The 18,347-nt window shown below is 76.1% G+C and carries 20 protein-coding genes; 10 read left to right on the top strand and 10 right to left on the bottom strand.

What is annotated here, in order from left to right; all coding sequences use genetic code 11:
- Nucleotides 1–97: 97 nt before the first annotated feature.
- From NXY84_RS00530 to NXY84_RS00520, 3 genes are all read right to left on the bottom strand, one after another.
- Complete coding sequence (locus NXY84_RS00530) at nucleotides 98–853, bottom strand: HAD family hydrolase (protein ID WP_258725209.1); 756 nt, start codon at nucleotides 851–853, stop codon at nucleotides 98–100.
- 143 nt (nucleotides 854–996) lie between these two features.
- Entirely contained in the window at nucleotides 997–2,565 is a 1,569-nt protein-coding gene (locus NXY84_RS00525) for an FAD-dependent monooxygenase (RefSeq protein ID WP_258725207.1), read from the bottom strand.
- Nucleotides 2,566–2,682: 117 nt separating this feature from the next.
- The gene (locus NXY84_RS00520) at nucleotides 2,683–3,741 is read right to left on the bottom strand and encodes a ScbA/BarX family gamma-butyrolactone biosynthesis protein (protein ID WP_258725206.1); all 1,059 of its coding nucleotides are present in this window, start codon (nucleotides 3,739–3,741) and stop codon (nucleotides 2,683–2,685) included.
- 261 nt (nucleotides 3,742–4,002) lie between these two features.
- On the opposite strand from NXY84_RS00520, the gene NXY84_RS00515 reads away from it, so the two are divergent.
- Both NXY84_RS00515 and NXY84_RS00510 read left to right on the top strand, forming a co-directional pair.
- Nucleotides 4,003–4,650 (top strand): NADPH-dependent F420 reductase, encoded by a 648-nt coding sequence (locus NXY84_RS00515; RefSeq protein ID WP_258725205.1) that lies wholly within the window; start codon nucleotides 4,003–4,005, stop codon nucleotides 4,648–4,650.
- A gap of 169 nt (nucleotides 4,651–4,819) precedes the next feature.
- Nucleotides 4,820–5,602, top strand: coding sequence for a DUF1206 domain-containing protein (locus tag NXY84_RS00510; RefSeq protein ID WP_258725204.1), 783 nt, complete (start codon nucleotides 4,820–4,822; stop codon nucleotides 5,600–5,602).
- A gap of 135 nt (nucleotides 5,603–5,737) precedes the next feature.
- On the opposite strand, the gene NXY84_RS00505 is transcribed toward NXY84_RS00510, so the two are convergent.
- Together NXY84_RS00505 and NXY84_RS00500 are read right to left on the bottom strand one after the other, a co-directional pair.
- On the bottom strand, nucleotides 5,738–6,520 hold the full coding sequence (locus NXY84_RS00505) for a glycerophosphodiester phosphodiesterase family protein (protein ID WP_396126354.1): 783 nt from the start codon (nucleotides 6,518–6,520) through the stop codon (nucleotides 5,738–5,740).
- Nucleotides 6,517–6,711: a hypothetical protein gene (locus NXY84_RS00500; protein WP_258725201.1), complete on the bottom strand. Its 195-nt coding sequence runs from the start codon at nucleotides 6,709–6,711 to the stop codon at nucleotides 6,517–6,519. Before NXY84_RS00500 ends, NXY84_RS00505 begins: the two co-directional genes overlap by 4 nt.
- A 266-nt stretch (nucleotides 6,712–6,977) precedes the next feature.
- On the opposite strand from NXY84_RS00500, the gene NXY84_RS00495 reads away from it, so the two are divergent.
- The 3 genes from NXY84_RS00495 to NXY84_RS00485 all read left to right on the top strand — a co-directional run bounded on the left by NXY84_RS00495 (nucleotide 6,978) and on the right by NXY84_RS00485 (nucleotide 8,946).
- Nucleotides 6,978–7,307 carry a YciI family protein gene (locus NXY84_RS00495; RefSeq protein ID WP_258725199.1) on the top strand — a complete coding sequence of 110 codons (330 nt, stop codon included), beginning with the start codon at nucleotides 6,978–6,980 and terminating at the stop codon, nucleotides 7,305–7,307.
- Between the two features lie 62 nt (nucleotides 7,308–7,369).
- Nucleotides 7,370–7,699, top strand: coding sequence for a YciI family protein (locus NXY84_RS00490; RefSeq protein WP_258725198.1), 330 nt, complete (start codon nucleotides 7,370–7,372; stop codon nucleotides 7,697–7,699).
- Nucleotides 7,687–8,946 carry an RNA polymerase sigma factor gene (locus NXY84_RS00485; protein ID WP_309485036.1) on the top strand — a complete coding sequence of 420 codons (1,260 nt, stop codon included), beginning with the start codon at nucleotides 7,687–7,689 and terminating at the stop codon, nucleotides 8,944–8,946. The genes NXY84_RS00490 and NXY84_RS00485 overlap by 13 nt, the downstream gene beginning before the upstream one ends.
- Nucleotides 8,947–8,958: 12 nt before the next feature.
- On the opposite strand, the gene NXY84_RS00480 is transcribed toward NXY84_RS00485, so the two are convergent.
- Both NXY84_RS00480 and NXY84_RS00475 read right to left on the bottom strand, forming a co-directional pair.
- Complete coding sequence (locus tag NXY84_RS00480; RefSeq protein WP_258725197.1) at nucleotides 8,959–9,471, bottom strand: DUF4396 domain-containing protein; 513 nt, start codon at nucleotides 9,469–9,471, stop codon at nucleotides 8,959–8,961.
- Nucleotides 9,468–10,628 carry an MFS transporter gene (locus NXY84_RS00475; protein ID WP_258725195.1) on the bottom strand — a complete coding sequence of 387 codons (1,161 nt, stop codon included), beginning with the start codon at nucleotides 10,626–10,628 and terminating at the stop codon, nucleotides 9,468–9,470. Before NXY84_RS00475 ends, NXY84_RS00480 begins: the two co-directional genes overlap by 4 nt.
- 186 nt (nucleotides 10,629–10,814) lie before the next feature.
- Between NXY84_RS00475 and NXY84_RS00470 the strand changes: the two genes are divergently transcribed.
- Together NXY84_RS00470 and NXY84_RS00465 are read left to right on the top strand one after the other, a co-directional pair.
- On the top strand, nucleotides 10,815–11,465 hold the full coding sequence (locus NXY84_RS00470) for an HAD hydrolase-like protein (protein ID WP_258725194.1): 651 nt from the start codon (nucleotides 10,815–10,817) through the stop codon (nucleotides 11,463–11,465).
- 41 nt (nucleotides 11,466–11,506) lie between these two features.
- On the top strand, nucleotides 11,507–12,772 hold the full coding sequence (locus tag NXY84_RS00465; protein WP_258725193.1) for an MFS transporter: 1,266 nt from the start codon (nucleotides 11,507–11,509) through the stop codon (nucleotides 12,770–12,772).
- A gap of 53 nt (nucleotides 12,773–12,825) precedes the next feature.
- On the opposite strand, the gene NXY84_RS00460 is transcribed toward NXY84_RS00465, so the two are convergent.
- Nucleotides 12,826–13,551 carry an SDR family NAD(P)-dependent oxidoreductase gene (locus NXY84_RS00460; RefSeq protein WP_258725192.1) on the bottom strand — a complete coding sequence of 242 codons (726 nt, stop codon included), beginning with the start codon at nucleotides 13,549–13,551 and terminating at the stop codon, nucleotides 12,826–12,828.
- A gap of 104 nt (nucleotides 13,552–13,655) precedes the next feature.
- Here NXY84_RS00460 and NXY84_RS00450 point away from each other — a divergent pair, with 104 nt between their 5' ends.
- Nucleotides 13,656–14,504, top strand: a complete 849-nt coding sequence (locus NXY84_RS00450; protein WP_309485035.1) for a LysR family transcriptional regulator — start codon at nucleotides 13,656–13,658, stop codon at nucleotides 14,502–14,504.
- 111 nt (nucleotides 14,505–14,615) lie between these two features.
- Here the strand turns inward: NXY84_RS00450 and NXY84_RS00445 are convergent, their stop codons facing one another.
- Complete coding sequence (locus NXY84_RS00445) at nucleotides 14,616–15,110, bottom strand: GNAT family N-acetyltransferase (protein WP_258725191.1); 495 nt, start codon at nucleotides 15,108–15,110, stop codon at nucleotides 14,616–14,618.
- A 69-nt stretch (nucleotides 15,111–15,179) separates the two neighbouring features.
- On the opposite strand from NXY84_RS00445, the gene NXY84_RS00440 reads away from it, so the two are divergent.
- Nucleotides 15,180–16,079, top strand: a complete 900-nt coding sequence (locus NXY84_RS00440; RefSeq protein WP_258725189.1) for a LysR substrate-binding domain-containing protein — start codon at nucleotides 15,180–15,182, stop codon at nucleotides 16,077–16,079.
- A gap of 58 nt (nucleotides 16,080–16,137) precedes the next feature.
- On the opposite strand, the gene NXY84_RS00435 is transcribed toward NXY84_RS00440, so the two are convergent.
- Complete coding sequence (locus tag NXY84_RS00435; RefSeq protein WP_258725188.1) at nucleotides 16,138–16,896, bottom strand: hypothetical protein; 759 nt, start codon at nucleotides 16,894–16,896, stop codon at nucleotides 16,138–16,140.
- Between the two features lie 272 nt (nucleotides 16,897–17,168).
- On the opposite strand from NXY84_RS00435, the gene NXY84_RS00430 reads away from it, so the two are divergent.
- Nucleotides 17,169–18,329: a hypothetical protein gene (locus NXY84_RS00430; RefSeq protein WP_258725187.1), complete on the top strand. Its 1,161-nt coding sequence runs from the start codon at nucleotides 17,169–17,171 to the stop codon at nucleotides 18,327–18,329.
- Nucleotides 18,330–18,347: the final 18 nt, after the last annotated feature.

Genomic DNA, 18,347 nt, shown 5'->3' with positions numbered 1-18,347 from the left:
CGCGGCCCTGCGTGCACGAGGCCCCGACCTCGACGCCCCTCGCACCGGTGCGAGCCGCGCGGCGGCGAGCATCCCGGTGCCGCCGAGGCCGGGGCTGTCAGCGGGCCCGGCTCGGGGCCGGGCGGGTCTCGGCGGTCGCCGCGAGCGGCCCCTCCCCGGCGAGGACCTCCCAGCCGCGCTCACGGGCGAGCCGGGTGAGCACGGGGTCGGCGCCGACGACGACGGGGGTGCTGACCTGCTCGAGCATCGGCAGGTCGGAGTCGTGGTCCCCGTACGCCCAGGACGGCGTGCCGGGTGCCAGCTCGTCGAGCACCGCGGCGACCGCGGCGGCCTTGGCGTCGCCGATCATCGGGGTGCCGATCCACCCTGTGTAGCGCCCGTGGGCGATCTCGGGACGAGAGCACAGCACGCGGTCGACGCCGAGGTGTGCGGCGACGGGCTCGAGGCACGCCGGGAAGGAGCCCGAGACGAGCACGATCGCGCGGCCCGCAGCACGGTGCACGTCGAGCTGCGCGTGCACGGCGCCGTCGACGAAGCCCTGCAGGAGCACCTGGGCGAACCAGCGGCGGCCGGCGGCGGCCATCTCCGCGACGGGCTCGCCCGCGATGAGCCGGTAGTAGGCCGCGTTGGCCTCCTCGCGCGGGAGGTCCGCGCGCAGCAGGTCGGCGAGCGCGTCGAGGCTGCGGGCCCGCTCGACGGGGGCGAAGCCGCGCACGTAGTACTCGTAGAACGAGACCAGGCTCGTGAGGCGCAGCAGCGTGCCGTCGACGTCGAAGAACGCGACCCCGGTGGGCTCGCCACCGCCGCCGGCGGTCGTGGCCTCGTCCGGGAGACGGGGGATGGTGGCGGTCATGTCAGCCTCCAGGTGAGCACGGGTGCAGAGCTGGCGAGCGACGGCTGACGCCCTCGGTCGTGATCGACGCTATCAGAACGCGTACCTCTAGCAGAACCCTGATACTCGGGTTCATCGCGCGTTCACGCGCGCCGATCACCCGCTCATGCGGGGTGGCGGGTCCCGACCGCGGCGATCGGGAGCGCCGCACGGACCGCGTCGACCGTCGCGCGGGCGCCGGCCAGCCCGCCCTCCGCCGCGAGATGGCCGTCCGGCCGCACGAGCAGGAACCGCGGCGCACCGCCCAGCACGCGGCGCAGGGCCGGTGACGCGAGCGGCCCCAGGTCCGTGACCCGCACGTCGGGCAGCTCGGCGGTGATCGTCGCGGCCCGCTCGGGGTCGGCGGGACGTCCGGGACGGCCCGGCCACAGCAGGAGCGTCCACGCGTCGGCGTCGAGCACGGGCCAGGTCCGCGCGCGGGGCCAGTCACCACCGTCGTCCACGAAGGCCGGCACCCGGTCCCCCACCCGCAGCGACCGGCTGCCCAGCAGCGGCGTGCGCCCCGGGGCGTAGCTCGTGTCGAGCTGGGCGAACATCGGCGCGGCGCGCTGGAGCAGCCGGGTCCGGTCCGCGACGACCACCGCGGCGTCGCGCAGCCACCGGCGCCACGGGCTGCCCAGGAGGCCCAGCCGCGTCTGCACGCCGGTCGCGGCGGTGACCCGCACGGCCGCCGCGCGGCGCTCGGTCTCGTAGGTGTCGAGCAGCGCGTCCGGGGCCTCGCCCCGGATGACGGCCGCGAGCTTCCAGCCGAGGTTCACCGCGTCCTGCACGCCGGTGTTCATCCCCTGGCCGTTGGCCGGGCTCATGATGTGCGCGGCGTCGCCGACGAGGAAGCACGCGCCCTTCCGGAACGCCCCGGCCGTCCCGAAGCGCACCGCGAACGCCGCCGTCCACTCCGGCTCACCGACCGTGCCGGAGCCCGGGGCGCGCTCGTCGAGCAGGCGCTGGAACAGCTCGCGCGGCGGCGGCGGGCCGTCGGCCGTCGGCAGGCTCATCGCGACCCGGTAGACGCCCTCGCGCAGCGGGGCCAGGCCGATCATCCCGGCGCCGGACCAGAAGTAGTGCACCGTGCGGTCGGACGGCCCGCCCTGGACGGGGGCGTCGCAGATGCCGAACGCGACGTTGACGGGGGCCGCGGTGAACGGCACCTCGAGCAGGCGGCGGACGGTGCTGTGCGCGCCGTCCGCCCCGACCACCCAGTCGAACCGCTCGTACGTCACCTCGCCCGAGGGACCGCGCAGCGACACGTGCGGGCCGCCGTCGCGCGCGTCGGGGTGCGACAGCACGAGCAGCTCGGTGCCCGTCTCGACCGTCCCGCCGAGCTCGAGGACACGCTGCGCGAGGATCTCCTCGGTCGCCGTCTGCGGGATCGTCACCGCGAACGGGTAGAGCGCGTCGGGCACCGTGGAGATCCGCACGGTCCCCTTGCGGCGGCCCTCGGACCAGAACGCGACGGCGTCGACCCGGTGCCCGCGCTCGAGCAGCCGCGGCGTCACGCCCGTGCGGCGCAGGAGCTCGAGCTGGCGCGGCCAGAGGATCGCCGCCCGGGAGTGCGCCGGGGCCTGCGTGCGCTTGTCGACGACCCGCACCTCGATCCCCCGTCGCAGCAGCTCGCACGCGAGGACGAGACCGACGGGCCCGGCGCCCACCACCAGCACACGCGGCTCAGGCACGAGCACCCTCCAGGGTCGGCGGCGCGGGCCGCACGGTCGGTTCGTCGCCGCGGGACGACCCCGCGGGAAGGCCGTGGTGGGCGCAGCCGGCGCCGGCCCGGACCACCGCGCCGAGCGTCACGCGCCCGCCCGGCGGACCGCGAGCGGTCCCGGCAGCGTGTCGAGCGCGAGCTCGATGGTCGCGGCCGGCCGGTCGCCCTGGACGACCCGCACGGCGACGGTCGAGCGCGGCGGCTGGTCGGGCGCCGACCGCACGGGCGGACGAGGGGCCTCCAGGTGCAGGACCGTCGGCTCGTCGAGCTCGACGTACTGCAGGAACCGCCCCGTGATCGCGCCGACGTGCGTGTGCTGCGCGGACAGGCCGTGCGTGTCGGCGAGCGCGACGAGGGCGAGCTGGCGGGCCGCCTCGGTGAGCACCATCGCGGGCACGTGGTCCTGCGCGTGGTCGAAGAGGCTCGCGTTGGTGAACGGCAGCCGCAGCACGCCGCGGAGCTCGTGCTCGTCGGCCTCGATCGCGGTGAGCACGACGTTGCGCTCGTGCGCGCGGGCGACGAGCGCGGGGTCGACGGGCGGCGGCACGGGCGCGTCCCGCAGTCCGGCGCTGGTCACGAGGGTCGTGCGGCGGCGCGTGTCGCGCAGCGCCCGGTACGCCATCGGCGAGGCGAACATGACCTCGGTCGACACGCGCCCGACCTCGGTCTCCCCGACGGGTTGCTGGACGAGGAGCGTGACCCGGTAGGTCAGCGAGCGCAGCACGCCGTGCACGGTCCGCGGCCGCTCGATCTCGACGAGCAGCCGCAGGGTCGCGGGCGCGTAGCCGACCGGGATGTCGCCGATCCCGGGGAACGCCATGTCCCACGAGCGCAGGACGAAGTGCTGGCCGAGCGGCACCCCGAGGTAGGCGTGGGCGACGAGGGTCTCGGCCTGCCGGCAGCACTCGAGGAGCAGCAGCGGGTCGACGCGCGCGACGCGGCCGGTGTGGTCGCCGTAGTACGCGTGCTGCGGCGGGAGCTGCGCGCCGACCTCGTACGTCGCGTCCCCGACCTGGGCGGAGTCGGTCACGAAGACCTCGCTCAGCGCGGCGCGGTGGACGAGCCGGCGGTCCGCCGTCGTCCGGTCGCTGAGCCCCGGGCCGTCGAGCGGTCTTCGCGTGACGTCCAGGGACTCGGTGATCATGGACTCCCCCCTGAGGCATGAGCGGTGCGGAGCCGAGAGGTCCACCCGGCAGCACGGGGCCCGGGTGCGACGTCCGTCTGCTGTCACCTATCAGGGCTCTGTGACCTGTCCGGACAGTAGCAGAGGCATCCCGGGGCGAACCAGCGACAAAGGGATGAACGCGACACGACGTCGAAGCGCTTACGCGCGGTCTCCAGCGGATCCCGGCCGCGCGTGCGCGGACCCGGGAACACCTCGGCGTCGCCCACGGTTCACGCCACCATGACGACCATCGGACTCATCGGCAGCGGACACATCGGCGGGACGCTCGCGCGCCTCGCCGTCGAGCACGGGTACGACGTGGTGGTGAGCAACTCGCGCGGCCCGGAGACCCTCACGGACCTCGTCGCGGAGCTCGGCGACCGCGCACGTGCCGGCACGGCGCAGGAGGCGGCGGAGGCCGGGGACGTCGTCGTCGTGACGATCCCGCTCGAGGCCTACCGCACCGTCCCCGTCGAGCCCCTCGCGGGCAAGGTCGTGATCGACACCACCAACTACTACTGGCAGCGCGACGGCCACATCCCCGAGCTCGACGCGCAGGAGACGACGAGCTCCGCGCTCCTCCAGGAGCACCTCCCGGAGTCGTCCGTCGTGAAGGCGTTCAACCACATCACCTCCGCGGACCTCGGCTCGCGCAGCACGCCTGCCGGCACCCCCGGTCGCCGTGCGCTCGCCGTCGCCTCGGACCACGACGACGCGAAGGCGCAGGTCAGTGCCCTGCTCGACGAGCTGGGCTTCGACGCGGTCGACGCCGGGACGCTCGCCGACAGCTGGCGCATCGAGCCCGGCACCCCCGGCTACGGCCCCGACCTCGACGCCGACGGGCTGCAGGCCGCGCTCGCCGCGGCGACGCGGGGCGCCGCCGCCTGACCCCGCGTCGGGTCGCCCACCGAGCGCCCCGAGCCCCGCACGACGACCCGCCCGCCCGGCAGCGCACCCGCGCCGCCGGGCGGGCGCCCGTGCGTCCAGGAGAGGACTCTCACCCGCTGCTGGACGCCTGCCCAGGCGAGATGGCCCGGGTGGTGCCAAGGTGTGCGCCATGAACACGTCAGTGCGCTCTGCAGCAGCCGGAGCGGGCAACCACGGCCTCCTCGAGAAGGGCGCACGCCTCGGCTACGCCGCGAGCGGGCTCCTGCACCTGCTCATCGCGTTCGTCGCGCTCCAGCTCGCGTGGTCGACCGGCGCGCAGGAGGCCAGCCAGGCGGGCGCCCTCCAGACCCTCGGGAGCACCGGGCCGGGCTCCGTGGCGCTCTGGGTCATGGTCGTCGGGCTCGCGCTGCTCGGGCTGTGGCAGCTCACCGAGGCCGCCGTGCTGCAGGAGACCGGCGACCGGCTCAAGGCCGCCGGCAAGGGCGTCGTCTACCTCGTGCTCGCCTGGACCGCGTTCGGCGTCGCGCGCGGCTCGGGCTCGGGCGGCGGCTCGGACCAGTCCATGTCCGTGACCGCCTCGCTCATGGAGCAGCCGTTCGGGCTCGTGCTCATCGGGGCGGTCGGCGTCGGCATCGTCGCGATCGCCGTCTACCACCTGCACAAGGGCTGGAAGAAGACGTTCCTGCGCGACCTCGTCGGGCACCCCGGGACGTGGGTCGTGCGCGCCGGGCAGGCCGGGTACGTCGCCCGGGGCATCGCGCTCGCGATCGTCGGCGTGCTGCTCGTCTCGGCCGCCGTCACCCACGACCCCGCGCAGTCGCAGGGTCTCGACGGCGCGCTGCGCACGCTGCTCGAGGCGCCCTTCGGCAAGCTCCTCCTGACGCTCGTCGCGCTCGGGTTCGCGGCGTTCGGCGTGTACTCCTTCGCGCGCGCCCGGTACGCGCGCGTCTGACCCCGTCGGCACCCCACCGGGGCCCCGGGTCACCGGGTGCGCCCGCGCGGGTGGCGACGACGGCCGCCGGCCGGACCCCGGGACAACGACGTCCCGGGGTCCGGCCACGTGGCGGCAGGGCCGGCTCGGGACCGGTCAGCGCCAGGTGCCGCGCTCGCGCAGCACGTCGCGCAGGAGGTCCGCCCGGTCGGTGACGAGGCCGTCGACCCCGAGGTCCAGCAGCGCGCGCATCTGCGCCGGGTCGTTCACGGTCCACACGTGCACCTGGCGACCCGCGGCGTGCGCCGCCGCGACCGTCCCGGCGTCGACGACCCGCACCCGTCCCTGCGCGACCGGGACCTGGAGGCAGTCCACGGACCGCAGCGCGCGGGCCGCCACGCGGGGCAGCCCGGTGCGGCGCGCCGCCACGAAGCGCGCCACCTCCCCCGTCGCCGCGGACGTCGCGACCGGACGGCTCAGCGCCGCGAGGGTCGCCCGGCGCCGCGCCGCGGAGAACGACGCGACGCAGACCCGGTCGTGCGCCCGTGTGCGCTCGACGGCCGCGGCGACCGGGGCGGCCGCACGCACGTCCTTGACGTCGACGTTGACCCGCAGCTCCGGCCAGGTGCCGAGGACGTCCTCGAGCAGCGGGACCGGCTCGCGGCCCCCGATGAGCGCGCGCCGGACCGTCGCCCACGGCAGGTCGCCGACGCGGCCGCGGGCGTCCGTCGTGCGGTCGAGGGTCGCGTCGTGCAGCGCCACCGCGACGCCGTCGGCGGTCGCGTGCGCGTCGGTCTCGACGTAGCAGAACCCGAGGTCGCGGGCCGCCGAGAACGCCGCGAGCGAGTTCTCCCCGCCGTCGGGCGCGAACCCGCGGTGCGCGAGAGCGACGAACCCGGAGGGGTCGTCGAGGTAGGGGTGCCGGGCCACGCGGGTCACCGCGCCCCGGCGTCCACGGACCCGCCGGGGTCCACCGCCCCGGAGCCGTCCCGCACGGCGCGCGGCGTCGCGGCCAGCCGGTGCTCGACGAACGCGACGACGCCCGCGAGCACCATCCCGGCGACGAGCCCGTGCAGGGTCCGCGCCGCGGTGGACCTCATGCGGCGACGCGGCGCGGCGCGGCGGGTCATGCGCCGACCCTAGCGGCGGGTCGCGGGCGTGGCCCGGGGACGGACCGGGCGGGCGGGGCCTCCGGCCGGTGGTCCGGTGGGACGGACCGGTCCGGAGCGGACCACCGCCGGTCCGGACGCGGCTCACGACCGTCCGGTGACGACCCGACAGGACGCGAGAGAACTCGTCCGAGATCTCGTCGTCCGAGATGTCCTCGTCGCGGGATCCCGTTCGTCGTGCCAGTACGCAGCCGCCCCACCCAGGGCGCACGACCCAGGAGGTCCCCATGCAGTTCGTGATGCTGGTCCGCGTCGACCCCGATGCCACCCCGACCGCCGACGAGAGCGACCCGAACGCCTGGGTCGACGTGCACGTCCCGCGCCTCGGCAAGCGTCTCGAGGGCAACGGTCTGCGCGACGTCGAGACCGCCACGACGGTCCGGGTCCGCGACGGGCGCACGCTCGTCGCCGACGGCCCGTTCGCCGAGTACAAGGAGCTCATCGCCGGCTACGACCTCATCGAGGCCGAGAGCATCGACCGCGCCGTCGAGATCGCCGCGCTGCACCCCGTCGCCCGCTTCGGGTCGATCGAGGTGCGTGAGGTCTGGCCCTTCTGAGCCGGACCCGCACCCCCGTCCCGTCGCACACCCCCTTCCCGTCGCACACCCCAGGAGGAACCATGCAGTACATGCTTCTGATCGCCGCCGTCCCCGACGCCCCCGCGCGCGAGCCCGACCGGACGCCCCCGACCGCGTGGGTCGAGGAGATGCAGCGGCGCGGCGTCGACCGCGGCGGCTACCGGCTCCGGCTCCCCGGGGAGACCCGCACGGTGCGGGTCCAGCAGGGCGAGACCCTCGTCGTGCACGGCCCCTACGCCGAGGCCGCCGAGCAGGTCGCCGGCATCGGGATCATCGAGGCCGCGGACCTGGACGAGGCGATCGAGGTCGCCGCGAAGCACCCGTCGGCCCGGCTCGGCGCGATCGAGATCCGACCGCTGTGGGCGGAGTGACCGACGTCGACGCGGCCCTCACCTCGGCGTTCAGCGCCGAGTGGGGGCGCGTCGTCGCCACCCTGATCCGGCTCACCGGCGACTTCGCGCTCGCCGAGGACGCGGCGCAGGACGCGTTCGTGGCGGCCGCGCGGCGGTGGCCGGTCGACGGCGTGCCCGACCGGCCCGGCGCGTGGCTCACGACGACGGCACGCAACGGCGCGCTGGACCGTCTCCGGCGTGCGACCACGGAGGCACGCAAGCTCCGGGAGGTGGCGGCGATGGACGCGCTCGAGCTGCACGGCCACGTCGCGGAGGAGAGCGGTGAGGCGAGCGCCGTGACCGACGACCGGCTGCGGCTGATCTTCACGTGCTGCCACCCCGCGCTCCCGCTCGAGGCACGCGTCGCGCTCACGCTCCGGACCCTGTGCGGGCTCACGGTCCCGGAGATCGCGCGCGCGTTCGGCGTCGGCGAGGCCGCGATGACCAAGCGGCTCGTGCGGGCCCGGCAGAAGATCGCGCAGGCGGGCATCCCGTACCGGGTGCCGGCCGACGAGGTGCTCGGCGAGCGGCTCGACGGCGTGCTCGCCGTGCTCTACCTGCTGTTCACGGAGGGCTACTCGGCGACCGAGGGGCCCGACGTGGTGCGCGCGGACCTGTCCGCGGAGGCGATCCGGCTCACGCGGGTGCTCGCGGAGCTCGTGCCGGGCGACGCCGAGGTGCTCGGCCTGCTCGCGCTCGAGCTCGCGCACGACGCCCGGCGCGACGCCCGGACCGACGACGGCGGCGAGCTCGTGCCGCTCGAGGAGCAGGACCGCACGCGGTGGGACGCCGGCCAGGCGGCGGCCGCCACCGAGGTGCTGGTGCGCGCCCGGACGCTGACCACCGAGCCGGGGCCGTACCTGCTGCAGGCGGAGGTCGCGGTGCTGCACGCGACGGCCGCGACCGCCGAGGCGACCGACTGGGCGGCGGTCGCCGGGATCTACGCGCAGCTCGCGCGCCGGGCACCGTCCCCGTACGTCGACCTCAGCCGGGCGGTCGCGGTCGCGATGGCCGACGGGGTCGACGCCGGGCTCGTGCTGCTCGACGCGCTCGCCGCGTCCGGGCGGCTCGACGGCAACCACTACCTCCCGGCGGCGCGCGCCGACCTGCTGCGCCGGGCCGGTCGGGGTCCCGAGTCGGCCGAGGCGTACCGCGCGGCGCTGACGCGCGTGACGAACGACGCGGAGCGGCGGTACCTGCGCCGGCGGCTCGCGGAGGTGTCGTGAGGGGGCCGTCCGTCAGTGCGCGTGGTGGTGTGCGTGCTCGGTCCCGTGCGCGGCGCCGTGGAGCTGGTGGACGACGGCGTGGCCCTTGCCGCGGCCGATGAGCCACCGGTTCACCGGGACGGTCACCACGAAGGCGACCGCGAGCGCGACGGCGAGCGCCCCCCAGAACAGCCGGCTGTCCAGGTGTGCGTCCATCGCGCCGGGCACGGCGAGCATGATCGCGTTGTCGACGACCTCCATCACGGTGATCGAGACGGTGTCCGCGGCCAGGGCGACGGGGATCGCGGCACGCAGCGACAGGCCGGACCGCATGACCGGGGTGATGGTGAAGGCGTAGCCGAACACGAACGCCAGGGCGACGGCGAGCACGATCGTCTGCACGTCCGACCAGCCGAGCGCGGTCCCGACGACCATGCCCAGGATCTCGCCGATCGCGCAGCCGGTGAGGCAGTGCAGCGTGGCGGAGATCGCCAGGCGCGTCAGGGCCCGACCGGTCGGGCGCGGGGTGGGGCCGGTGTGGTTCATCGCTGCTCCTCGGGGTGGTGGGTGGTGGGTGGTGCGCTGTGCTGGCGGGTCCGGGTGGTGACCAGCACGCCGACGACCAGTGCGGCGACCGCCAGGAGAGCGGCCTGGGCGGTGAAGGCGGTGGTGTACCCGTGGCTGAGGGCGTCCGTCGCCGCGTCCGTCGGGCCGTTCCCTGCCGTCGTGGTGGCCACGGTGGTCAGGACGGCCACGCCGATCGCGGCGCCGACCTGCTGCGCGGTGTTCATGACGGCCGAGGCCACGCCGGTCTCGCGGTCGTCGACCCCGTGCACGACCGTCAACGTCAGGGGGAAGAACGCCAGCCCCAGGCCGGCCGAGGCGAGGAAGAAGGGCACCATCAGGTCGCGCCAGTAGCTGGCGCCAGGGTCGAGGGCGGACAGCCAGAGCAGGTCGGCGATCGCGAGCGCGAGCCCGGGCAGCGCGATGACCCGCGGCGGCAACCGCTCGACGAGCGTGGACCCGATGCCGGAGGCGACGACGATGCCGACGCCGAACGGGAGCGAGGCGGCGCCCGCCTGCAGCGGTCCGAGGCCCATCACCTGCTGCAGGAAGAGCGTGGCCAGGTAGAAGGTGCCCATCAACCTGCCGCCGATGAACAGGACGGCGAGGTAGGCGCCGCCGCGGTTGCGCTCGGTGAGCAGGCGCAGCGGCAGCAGCGGGTTGCGGCCACGCGCCTGCGCGACGACGAACGCGACGAGCAGCACGGTGGCCAGGGCGAACGCCCCGAGCGTGCCCGGGTCGCTCCAGCCGTGCTCGCCGGCGCGGGTGAACGCGTAGGCCGCAGCGGCCACGCCCCCGGTGCCGGTGACCGCGCCCAGCGTGCTCAGCGACCCGGAGCTGCGCTGTCCTTCGCGCAGGGTCCGCGTGCCGAGCAGGACCGCCAGACCGATGGGCACGTTGATCAGCAGGACCCACCGCCAGCTCAGCGCGGCCGTCAGGAGACCACCGAGGACGACGCCCCTCGTGATGCCGAGCGCCGACATCGCGGCGTAGATCGCCATCGCCTTGTTCCGGGCCGCGCCCGTGGGGAACGTCGTCGCGATCACCAGTAGGGCCGTACCGAGCGCGGGCGCCTGGGTCGCCCGGGCGCCCGTGCCGGCGCCGGCGCCGGCGCGGAGGGAAGCAACGTGGTCGGCCATCAGGATTTTTCCGGCGTGGACGGGTGTACCCCCCTGGGGTATCCGCCGATGCAACGCCATACCCCCCCTGGGGTATTGCCGACGGAGGGTGACGCGCCTCACGCGCCGGCCCGGTCCACGGACTCCCCGGGCGCGCTGGTGCCGCGCGCCGAGTCGTGCGCCGAGCCGCGCCCTACCGTGGTCGGCATGTACGGGACCGCGCTGTTCGACATCGACGGGACCCTGTGCGACCCCGGCAGCGGCATCACCGACGCCGTCCGGCACGCCCTGGCCCGGCTCGGCATCGCCGAGGACGACGAGGCCGCCCTGCGCCGGTTCGTCGGCCCGCCGCTCGAGCACTCGTTCCGCGACTACTACGCCCTCCCACCGGACCAGGTGGAGCGCGCCGTCGCGCACTACCGGGAGCACTACCGCGACGCGGGCCTCTCCCTGTACCGGCCGTACCCCGGCGCCGCCCACGCCCTCTCCGACCTCGCGGCGGCCGGCGTGCGCGTCGGCGTCGTCACCGCGAAGATCCAGGCGTTCGCCGAGGAGGCGCTGCGCAGCACCGGGCTCCTCGACCTCGTGGACACGGTCCACGGACGTGCCCCCGACGAGGTCGTCACCAAGCAGGTCACCCTGCGCGCCGCCCTGCGCGAGCTCGCGGCACCGCCGGCCACGGTCGTGATGGTCGGCGACCGCGAGCACGACGTGCACGCCGCCCGGGACAACGGCGTCGACTCCATCGGCGTCCTGCACGGCTTCGGCACCGCGACCGAGCTGACGTCCGCCGGCGCCACCCACCTCGCGCGCGACCTGGACGAGGTCCGCCGCATCGTGCTCCGCACACCGCAATGAGCACGACCCGGGCCGGTGCGGGCGCCTAGCATCTGGCAGTTGTGAGCCACCTCGTCGAGACCGTCCTGCCCGGGCGCCTCGGCGTGCCCTTCCGCTGGCTCGTCGGCTCGGCCTTCGTGACGAACCTCGGCGACGGGCTCGCGCTCGCCGCCGGGCCGCTGCTCGTCGCGTCGCTCACGGACGACGCCCGGCTCGTCGCCCTCGCCGCGACGCTCCAGTGGCTGCCCCCGCTGCTGTTCGGGCTGTTCGCGGGAGCGCTGACCGACCGGCTCGACCGCCGGCTCATCGTCGTGTGCGTCGACGGCGCGCGCGCCGTCGTGCTGGGGGTCCTCGCGGCGGTCATCGCGACCGGGAACGTGTCGATCGCGATCGTGCTGAGCTCGCTGTTCCTGCTCGGCACGGCGGAGGTGTTCGCGGACAACGCGTCGGGGACCCTCGTGCCGACGCTCGTGCACCGGGACGACCTCGCCGTCGCGAACTCCCGCATCCAGACCGCGTTCCTCACGATGAACCAGCTCGCCGGGCCGCCGCTGGGCGCGGCGCTGTTCGCGGCCGGGACGGTGCTCCCGTTCGGCACGCAGGCGGTCGCGGTGCTGCTCGGCGCGGTGCTCGTCTCGCGCGTCGTCCTGCCCGCGCGGGACCCCGCCGACGCGCCCGCCCGCACGCACCTGCGCCACGACATCGCCGAGGGCTTCCGGTGGGTCGCGCACCACGCGGCGGTCCGGACCCTCGTCCTGACGATCCTCATCTTCAACGTCACGTTCGGCGCCGCGTGGTCGGTGCTCGTGCTCTACGCGACCGAGCGGCTCGGGCTCGGCGAGGTCGGCTTCGGGCTCCTGACCACCGTCAGCGCGGTCGGCGGGCTCGCGGGGACCTTCTCGTACGGGTGGATCACCCGGCGCGTCAGCCTCGGCGACCTCATGCGGATCGGGCTCGTGATCGAGACGCTCACGCACCTCGCGCTCGCGCTGACCCGGACCGCGTGGGTCGCGCTCGCGATCTTCTTCGTGTTCGGGGCGCACGCGTTCGTCTGGGGCACGACGTCCGTCACGGTGCGGCAGCGGGCCGTGCCGACGGCGCTGCAGGGCCGGGTCGGGAGCGTCCACCTCATCGGGGTGTTCGGCGGGCTCGTCGTCGGCTCGGGGATCGGCGGGCTGCTCGCCGAGCGGTGGGGCGTGACCGCGCCGTTCTGGTTCGCGTTCGCGGGGTCGGCGGTGTTCGTCGTGCTGCTGTGGCGCCAGCTCGCGCACGTCGCGCACGCCGACGAGGCACCGGCGGCCGACGCGGCTCCCGTCGCCGACCGCTAGCCCGCCGCCCCGGGCCTGCCGGGACAGCGGGCCGCCTCACGCCGCCACCGACCTCACCAGGGGATGGGGCCCGCGTCGCTGACGTAGGCGCCGGTCGGGCCGTCGTCGGGCAGCGTCGCGAGCTGCAGCGCCACCTGCGCCCCCTGCTCGGGCGTGCGCGTCCCGCGGAAGCCGTTGAGGTCGGTCGCGACGTAGCCCGGGCACGCCGCGTTGATGAGGACGTTCGTGCCCGCGAGCTCCTTGGCGTACTGCACGACGACGGCGTTGAGGAACGTCTTCGACGGCGAGTACGCCGCGGAGATGGGGCCCGTGTCCGCGCCGGGCGTGGTCTGCAGCGTCAGGGAGCCGACGCTGCTCGACATGACCACGACGCGCGGGGACGCCGAGCGGCGCAGCAGCGGCAGGAGCGCGTTCGTCACGCGGACGACGCCGATGACGTTCGTCTCGACGACCGCGCGGATGGTCGCGGGCTCGATCGTCGTCGGCTCCTGCGGCGCCCCACCGGTGATCCCGGCGTTGTTCACCAGCACGTCGAGCCGCCCCTCCCGCTCCTCGAGCTGTGCGGCGGCGGCCGCCACGCTCGCGTCGTCCGTCACGTCGAGCGGGACGCCGAACGCGTCCACCCCCGCGGCCCGCAGCTTCTCGACGGCGTCCGTGCGGCGGCGGTCGTCGCGCGCGCCGACCCCGACGCGCCACCCGAGGGCCCCGAGGCCCGCTGCGATCTCGTACCCGATGCCCTTGTTCGCGCCGGTGACCAGCGCTGTCGTCTTCTCGCTCATGCCGACCAGCCTGTGCGCCGGGGTGCCGGGGGGTCCAATACCGCTTCGGTGCGATCGATACCCCGGCGGTATCGATGCTCGCGTGCGTGGTTACGCTGGACGGCATGGAGACGCGCGAGCTGCGGTACTACGTCGCCGTCGCCGAGGAGCTGCACTTCGGGCGGGCGGCCGAGCGCCTCGGGATCGCGCAGCCGCCGCTCTCGCGCGCGATCCGCCAGCTCGAACGCCGCCTCGGGGTCACGCTGCTCGAGCGCACGAGCCGTGCGGTCACGATGACCGAGGCGGGCGAGGCGCTGCTGCACGAGGGCCGCGCCGTGCTCGACGCGGTCGAGGCCGCCGAGCGCCGCACCCGCCGCGCCGCGCACGCCACGACCGGGGCTCCCGGCGTCGTGCTCGCGACCAAGGCCGGCGCGTCGACCGAGCTGCTCGCGAAGCTGCTCGACGCGTACGCCGCCGAGCCCGACGCCGTCCCGGTCGAGGTGCTGCTGAGCGGCATCGGCGAGCAGTCCCGCGTGCTGCGCGACGGCCGGGCCGACGTCGCGCTGCTGCACCTGCCCTTCGACGACGTCGCCGGCTTCGACGTCGAGGAGCTCCGCACCGAGGGCCAGGTCGCGCTGCTGCCCGCGGGGCACCCGCTGACCGCGCGCCCGCACCTGCTCCTCGCCGACCTGACCGACGTGCCCGGGCTGCCGCTGCCGCGCTGGCCCGCCGCGGACGGCACCTACGCCGACGGGCCCGGGCCGCCGGCCCACGACCACGCGCAGCTCGTCCAGCTCATCGCGCTGGGCCGCGCGTGCGCGATCGTGCCGGAGTCCGGCCGGGTGCTCGTGCGCGGCGACGTCGCGGTCGTCCCGGTGCTGGACGCTTCGGCTGTGACGACCGTGATCGCGTGGCCGCCGCACAGCCGCTCGCGCGGGGTCGCGGGGCTCGTGCGGACGGCGACGAGCCTGTAGGCCGACCGCCCTGGTAGCGCGCCATCGCCGCGTGCGACCCGGACGCCGCGCTCGACGTGGTCCGGCGGGCGACCGGACCGGCGCACCTGCTCACGGAGCGCGACGCGGCGTTCACGCGCTGACGCGGCTCGGCTCCGGGACCAGCCGCAGCACCATGAACACGTCCGCCCGCTCGTAGGGCATGTCGATCTCCTCGCGGGGCACGTGCGTGAAGCCGACCGACTCGTAGAGGCGGACCGCCGGTGCGAGGCGGGTCGAGCTGCCGAGGAACAGCGATGACGCCCCGAGCTCCCGGGCGCGCTCGACGGCGGCGGTGATGACCCGGCGCCCGACGCCCCGACCGCGCAGCGCGGGGTCGACCGCCATCTTCGAGAGCTCGTACACGCCGTCGGCGGCCGGGCGCAGGGCCACGCAGCCGACGACGCGGCCGTCGAGCTCGGCGACGAGCACCTCGCCGCCGGGGTCGACGATCACGCCGACCGGGTCGTCGAGCTGGCGCCGGTCCTCGTCCTCGAGCGTGAAGTGGCGGACGATCCACTCCTCGTTGAGCGTGCGGAACGCCGCGGCGTCGGCCGGGGTCGCGAGCGGGCGGATCGTGAGGTCCATGGCTCCATCACAGCGGGTGCCCGGCGACACGTCCAAGATCTTGTTCGTCTCGACTGAGATGCTGGGCGTATGGACATCGAGCTCCGGCACCTGCGCTACTTCGTCGCCGTCGCCGAGGAGCTCCACTTCGGCCGCGCCGCGCAGCGCCTGCACATGGCCCAGCCGCCGCTCTCGCAGGCGATCCGCCAGCTCGAGGCCGCCGTCGGCTGCCCCCTGCTGACCCGCACGTCGCGCTCGGTGCGGACCACCCCCGCCGGCGACGCGTTCCTCGACCGCGCGCGGCGCACGCTGCGCAACCTCGACCGCGACGTCGGCGAGGCCCGGCGGATCGGGCGCGGCGAGGCCGGCGTGCTGCACCTCGGCTACGTGGGGTCCGTGATGATGACGCTGCTCCCCGAGGTGCTCCGGCGTCACCTCGACGAGCTCCCGGGCGTCGAGCTGCGGCTGCACGAGTCGTTCACCACCCGCGTCGTGGACGGGCTGCTCGACGGCAGCATCGACGCGGGGGTCGTCCGCGACCCCGACCCCGTGGCGGGCCTCGTGACCACGCCGCTGCTCACGGAGGCCTACGTCGCCGTCGTGCCCGCGACCCACCCCGCAGCGGGTGCGACCGAGGCGTCGGTGCTCGCGCTGCGCGACGACCCGTTCGTCGGACCTCCCCGCAGCGCCGGTGCGCGGGCGTTCGAGAAGCCGCTGAGCCTGTGCGAGGAGCGCGGCTTCCGGCCCGTCGTCGCGCACGAGGCGAGCCACTGGCTCACGATCCTGCGCCTCGTCGGCGCGGGGCTCGGCGTCACGATCGCCCCCGAGTGCGTGCGCACGATCGCCGGCCCGGACGTCCGCTGCCTCGCGCTGCCCGAGGCCCGTGTCCGCAGCGACGTCGCCCTCGTCCACCGCGAGGGCGAGACGCGCCCGATGGTCGCCGCGTTCGAGCGGGTCGCCGCCGCGTCCGTCGGGCGCGCCTCCGCGTGAGCCCGCGCCCCGGTGCCGTCGCCGCTCGGCCGCCACCGGCACGGGGCCGGCGACCGTCTCACTCGCCGCAGTCCCACCCGGACACGACGGCGGTCACGGGCGACCCGGGGTCGGTCCCCGCGGTGACGAACGTGTACGAGTCCGGGGACCCACCGACGGCCGAGAAGTACGGCGGCGTCGCGACCGGCTCCGTCCGGCTACCCGGGACGCGGAGGTCCGGGTGCGCGGCACGGACCGCGGCGAGCGGGTCGCCGACGCGCACACCCTCGGCCGTCCGGACGTCGACCGCGCGCCACGGCGCGTCCTCCTCCGGGTGCGGGGCCCGGACGTCCGCACCCATCACCGTGCCCCGGTCGGTGCTCACCAGGAGCGACAGGGTCCCCCACCGCAGGTAGCTCCCGGGCCCGTGCCCTCCGGGGCAGAGGCCGAGCGGCGTGACCTCGGGCGGCCCGCCGAACAGCTGCGTGAGGTGCGCGCTGACCGCGTCCACGTCCGCCTCGACGCCGAGGTGGTCGACGGCGCCGCCGCGCCCGAGCACGACGACCGGCACCTCGGCCGGCGTCACGGCGGTCGGGGTCGGTGCCGGCACGTGCGTCGGTGCGGGCGTGGACGACGGCGTCGCGGCGGGTGTCGGCGACCCCGTCGGTGCGGGTGTCGCGGGCACGCTCGGCGAGGTCGACGCGGCCGGGACGGGGCTCGTCGGGGACGCCGCGAGCGCCCACTGCGTCGCGAGCACCCCGGCGGACAGGACGGCCACCGCCCCGGCCACCACGGCGGCACCGCGTCGCACCCGGTGACGGACGACTCTGCTGGTCATGTGACGAAACCTCCGGGCTCGGGCGGGGTGCGCGACGGCTCGCGCCCCCTCGGCTCGCTGACGCCACCAGGCCGCGACCGCGGGGCTGCGCCCGCACCGTGCGCTGTCGTCGTACAGCACTCTCACCATGACCAACGCGCCCGGACCCCGGATCGTTGGGTCGTGCGGACGGCGCGGGCGGGACGCGCCCGTGCCCGGCCGGACGCGCGGGACGCGCCGGACGGGCGGTGTCGAACCGGGACGAACCGCCCGGTGCGCACTACCGTGCGCGCATGGCCTACCCGTGCCCGCGCTGCGGCCACCACGTCCTGAGCGCCCCGCCCGGCCCGGGCGTGCACTGCCCCGTGTGCGCGACGCGTGAGGTGCCGGCCCCCACCCCGCGGACCGACGACGCCCCGGCGTGGGCACCGATCCCGGGCGGCACGTCCGCGGCGGGCGAGCCGCACCTCAACGGTGACGCGCGCATCGGCCACCCCGCACGGCCCGAGGCGGACCCGGCGCCCGAGCAGTTCCCGACGCCGCACGTGCCCGGGTGGGGACCGCGGCGCCCGGACCGGCTGATCTCGCCGCGCAGCACCGGGTCGTGGCGCACGCGCGCGCGGCCTGGAGCACCGCGCGGAGCGCTCCGCCCGCGGCCGTCGGGAGTCGGCCCGGAGAACGTCCAGCCGGCCCCGCCCGCACCCGACGCCGAGCCGTCGACCCCGGCCGGGTCGCGCCCGGCGTCGTCGACGTCGCGCGTGCGGGCCGCCGTCGGGCCGGGTGCCGCCGCGCTGCGTCAGCACGGCGCCCGGGTGCGCGTGGTGGTGGCCGCGACCGACGACCGCCTCACCGACGACCACCTGTGGCTCGCGCGCCGGTGGGGGCCGCGGGTCGTGGGCGTCGGGCTCGTCCTGACGCTGCTCGCGACGGGATGGCTGCGCGTCGTCCTCGGCGTGCTCACGGGCGTCGCGCTGCTCGCGCTGCTCGGGGCGCTGGGGTGGACGTGGTGGCGCCTCGGCCCGCGGCGGTGGTGGGTGCTCGGCGGGGACGCGCGCCGGGACCAGCTCGCCGAGATCCACGCCGACGCGGTTGCGGCCAGCACGGCGCCGGGCATCGAGCTCGTGCGCGTGCGACGCGTCCACCACACCGCGAACCACGGGTCGCGCTGCCTCGTCGAGACGGCCGCGGGGGCGTCGCGCGACGCGTGGTTCTGGCACGCGCGGCCCCGGCGCGGTGCGGTGCTGCTCGTGCGCGCGCAGCCGGCCAACCCGGCGCACACCACCGACCTGCACCTGCTGCACGTCGGGTCGGAGGCGACCGGGCCCGGCATCGTCCAGCGGCTCCCGCGGGCGAGCTGGCGCGCGGGCGAGCGCGGCCGGCGACGCGACGCGGGCACCGCGGGCGAGGCGGCGGGCGACGTGCCCGCGGACGACGGTGGCGCCGCGGCGCCCTGACGAGGGCCGGAACCGCGC

The organism is Cellulomonas sp. NS3 (assembly GCF_024757985.1).
Taxonomy (GTDB): domain Bacteria; phylum Actinomycetota; class Actinomycetes; order Actinomycetales; family Cellulomonadaceae; genus Cellulomonas_A.
This window is presented reverse-complemented; position numbering and strand designations above follow the sequence as displayed.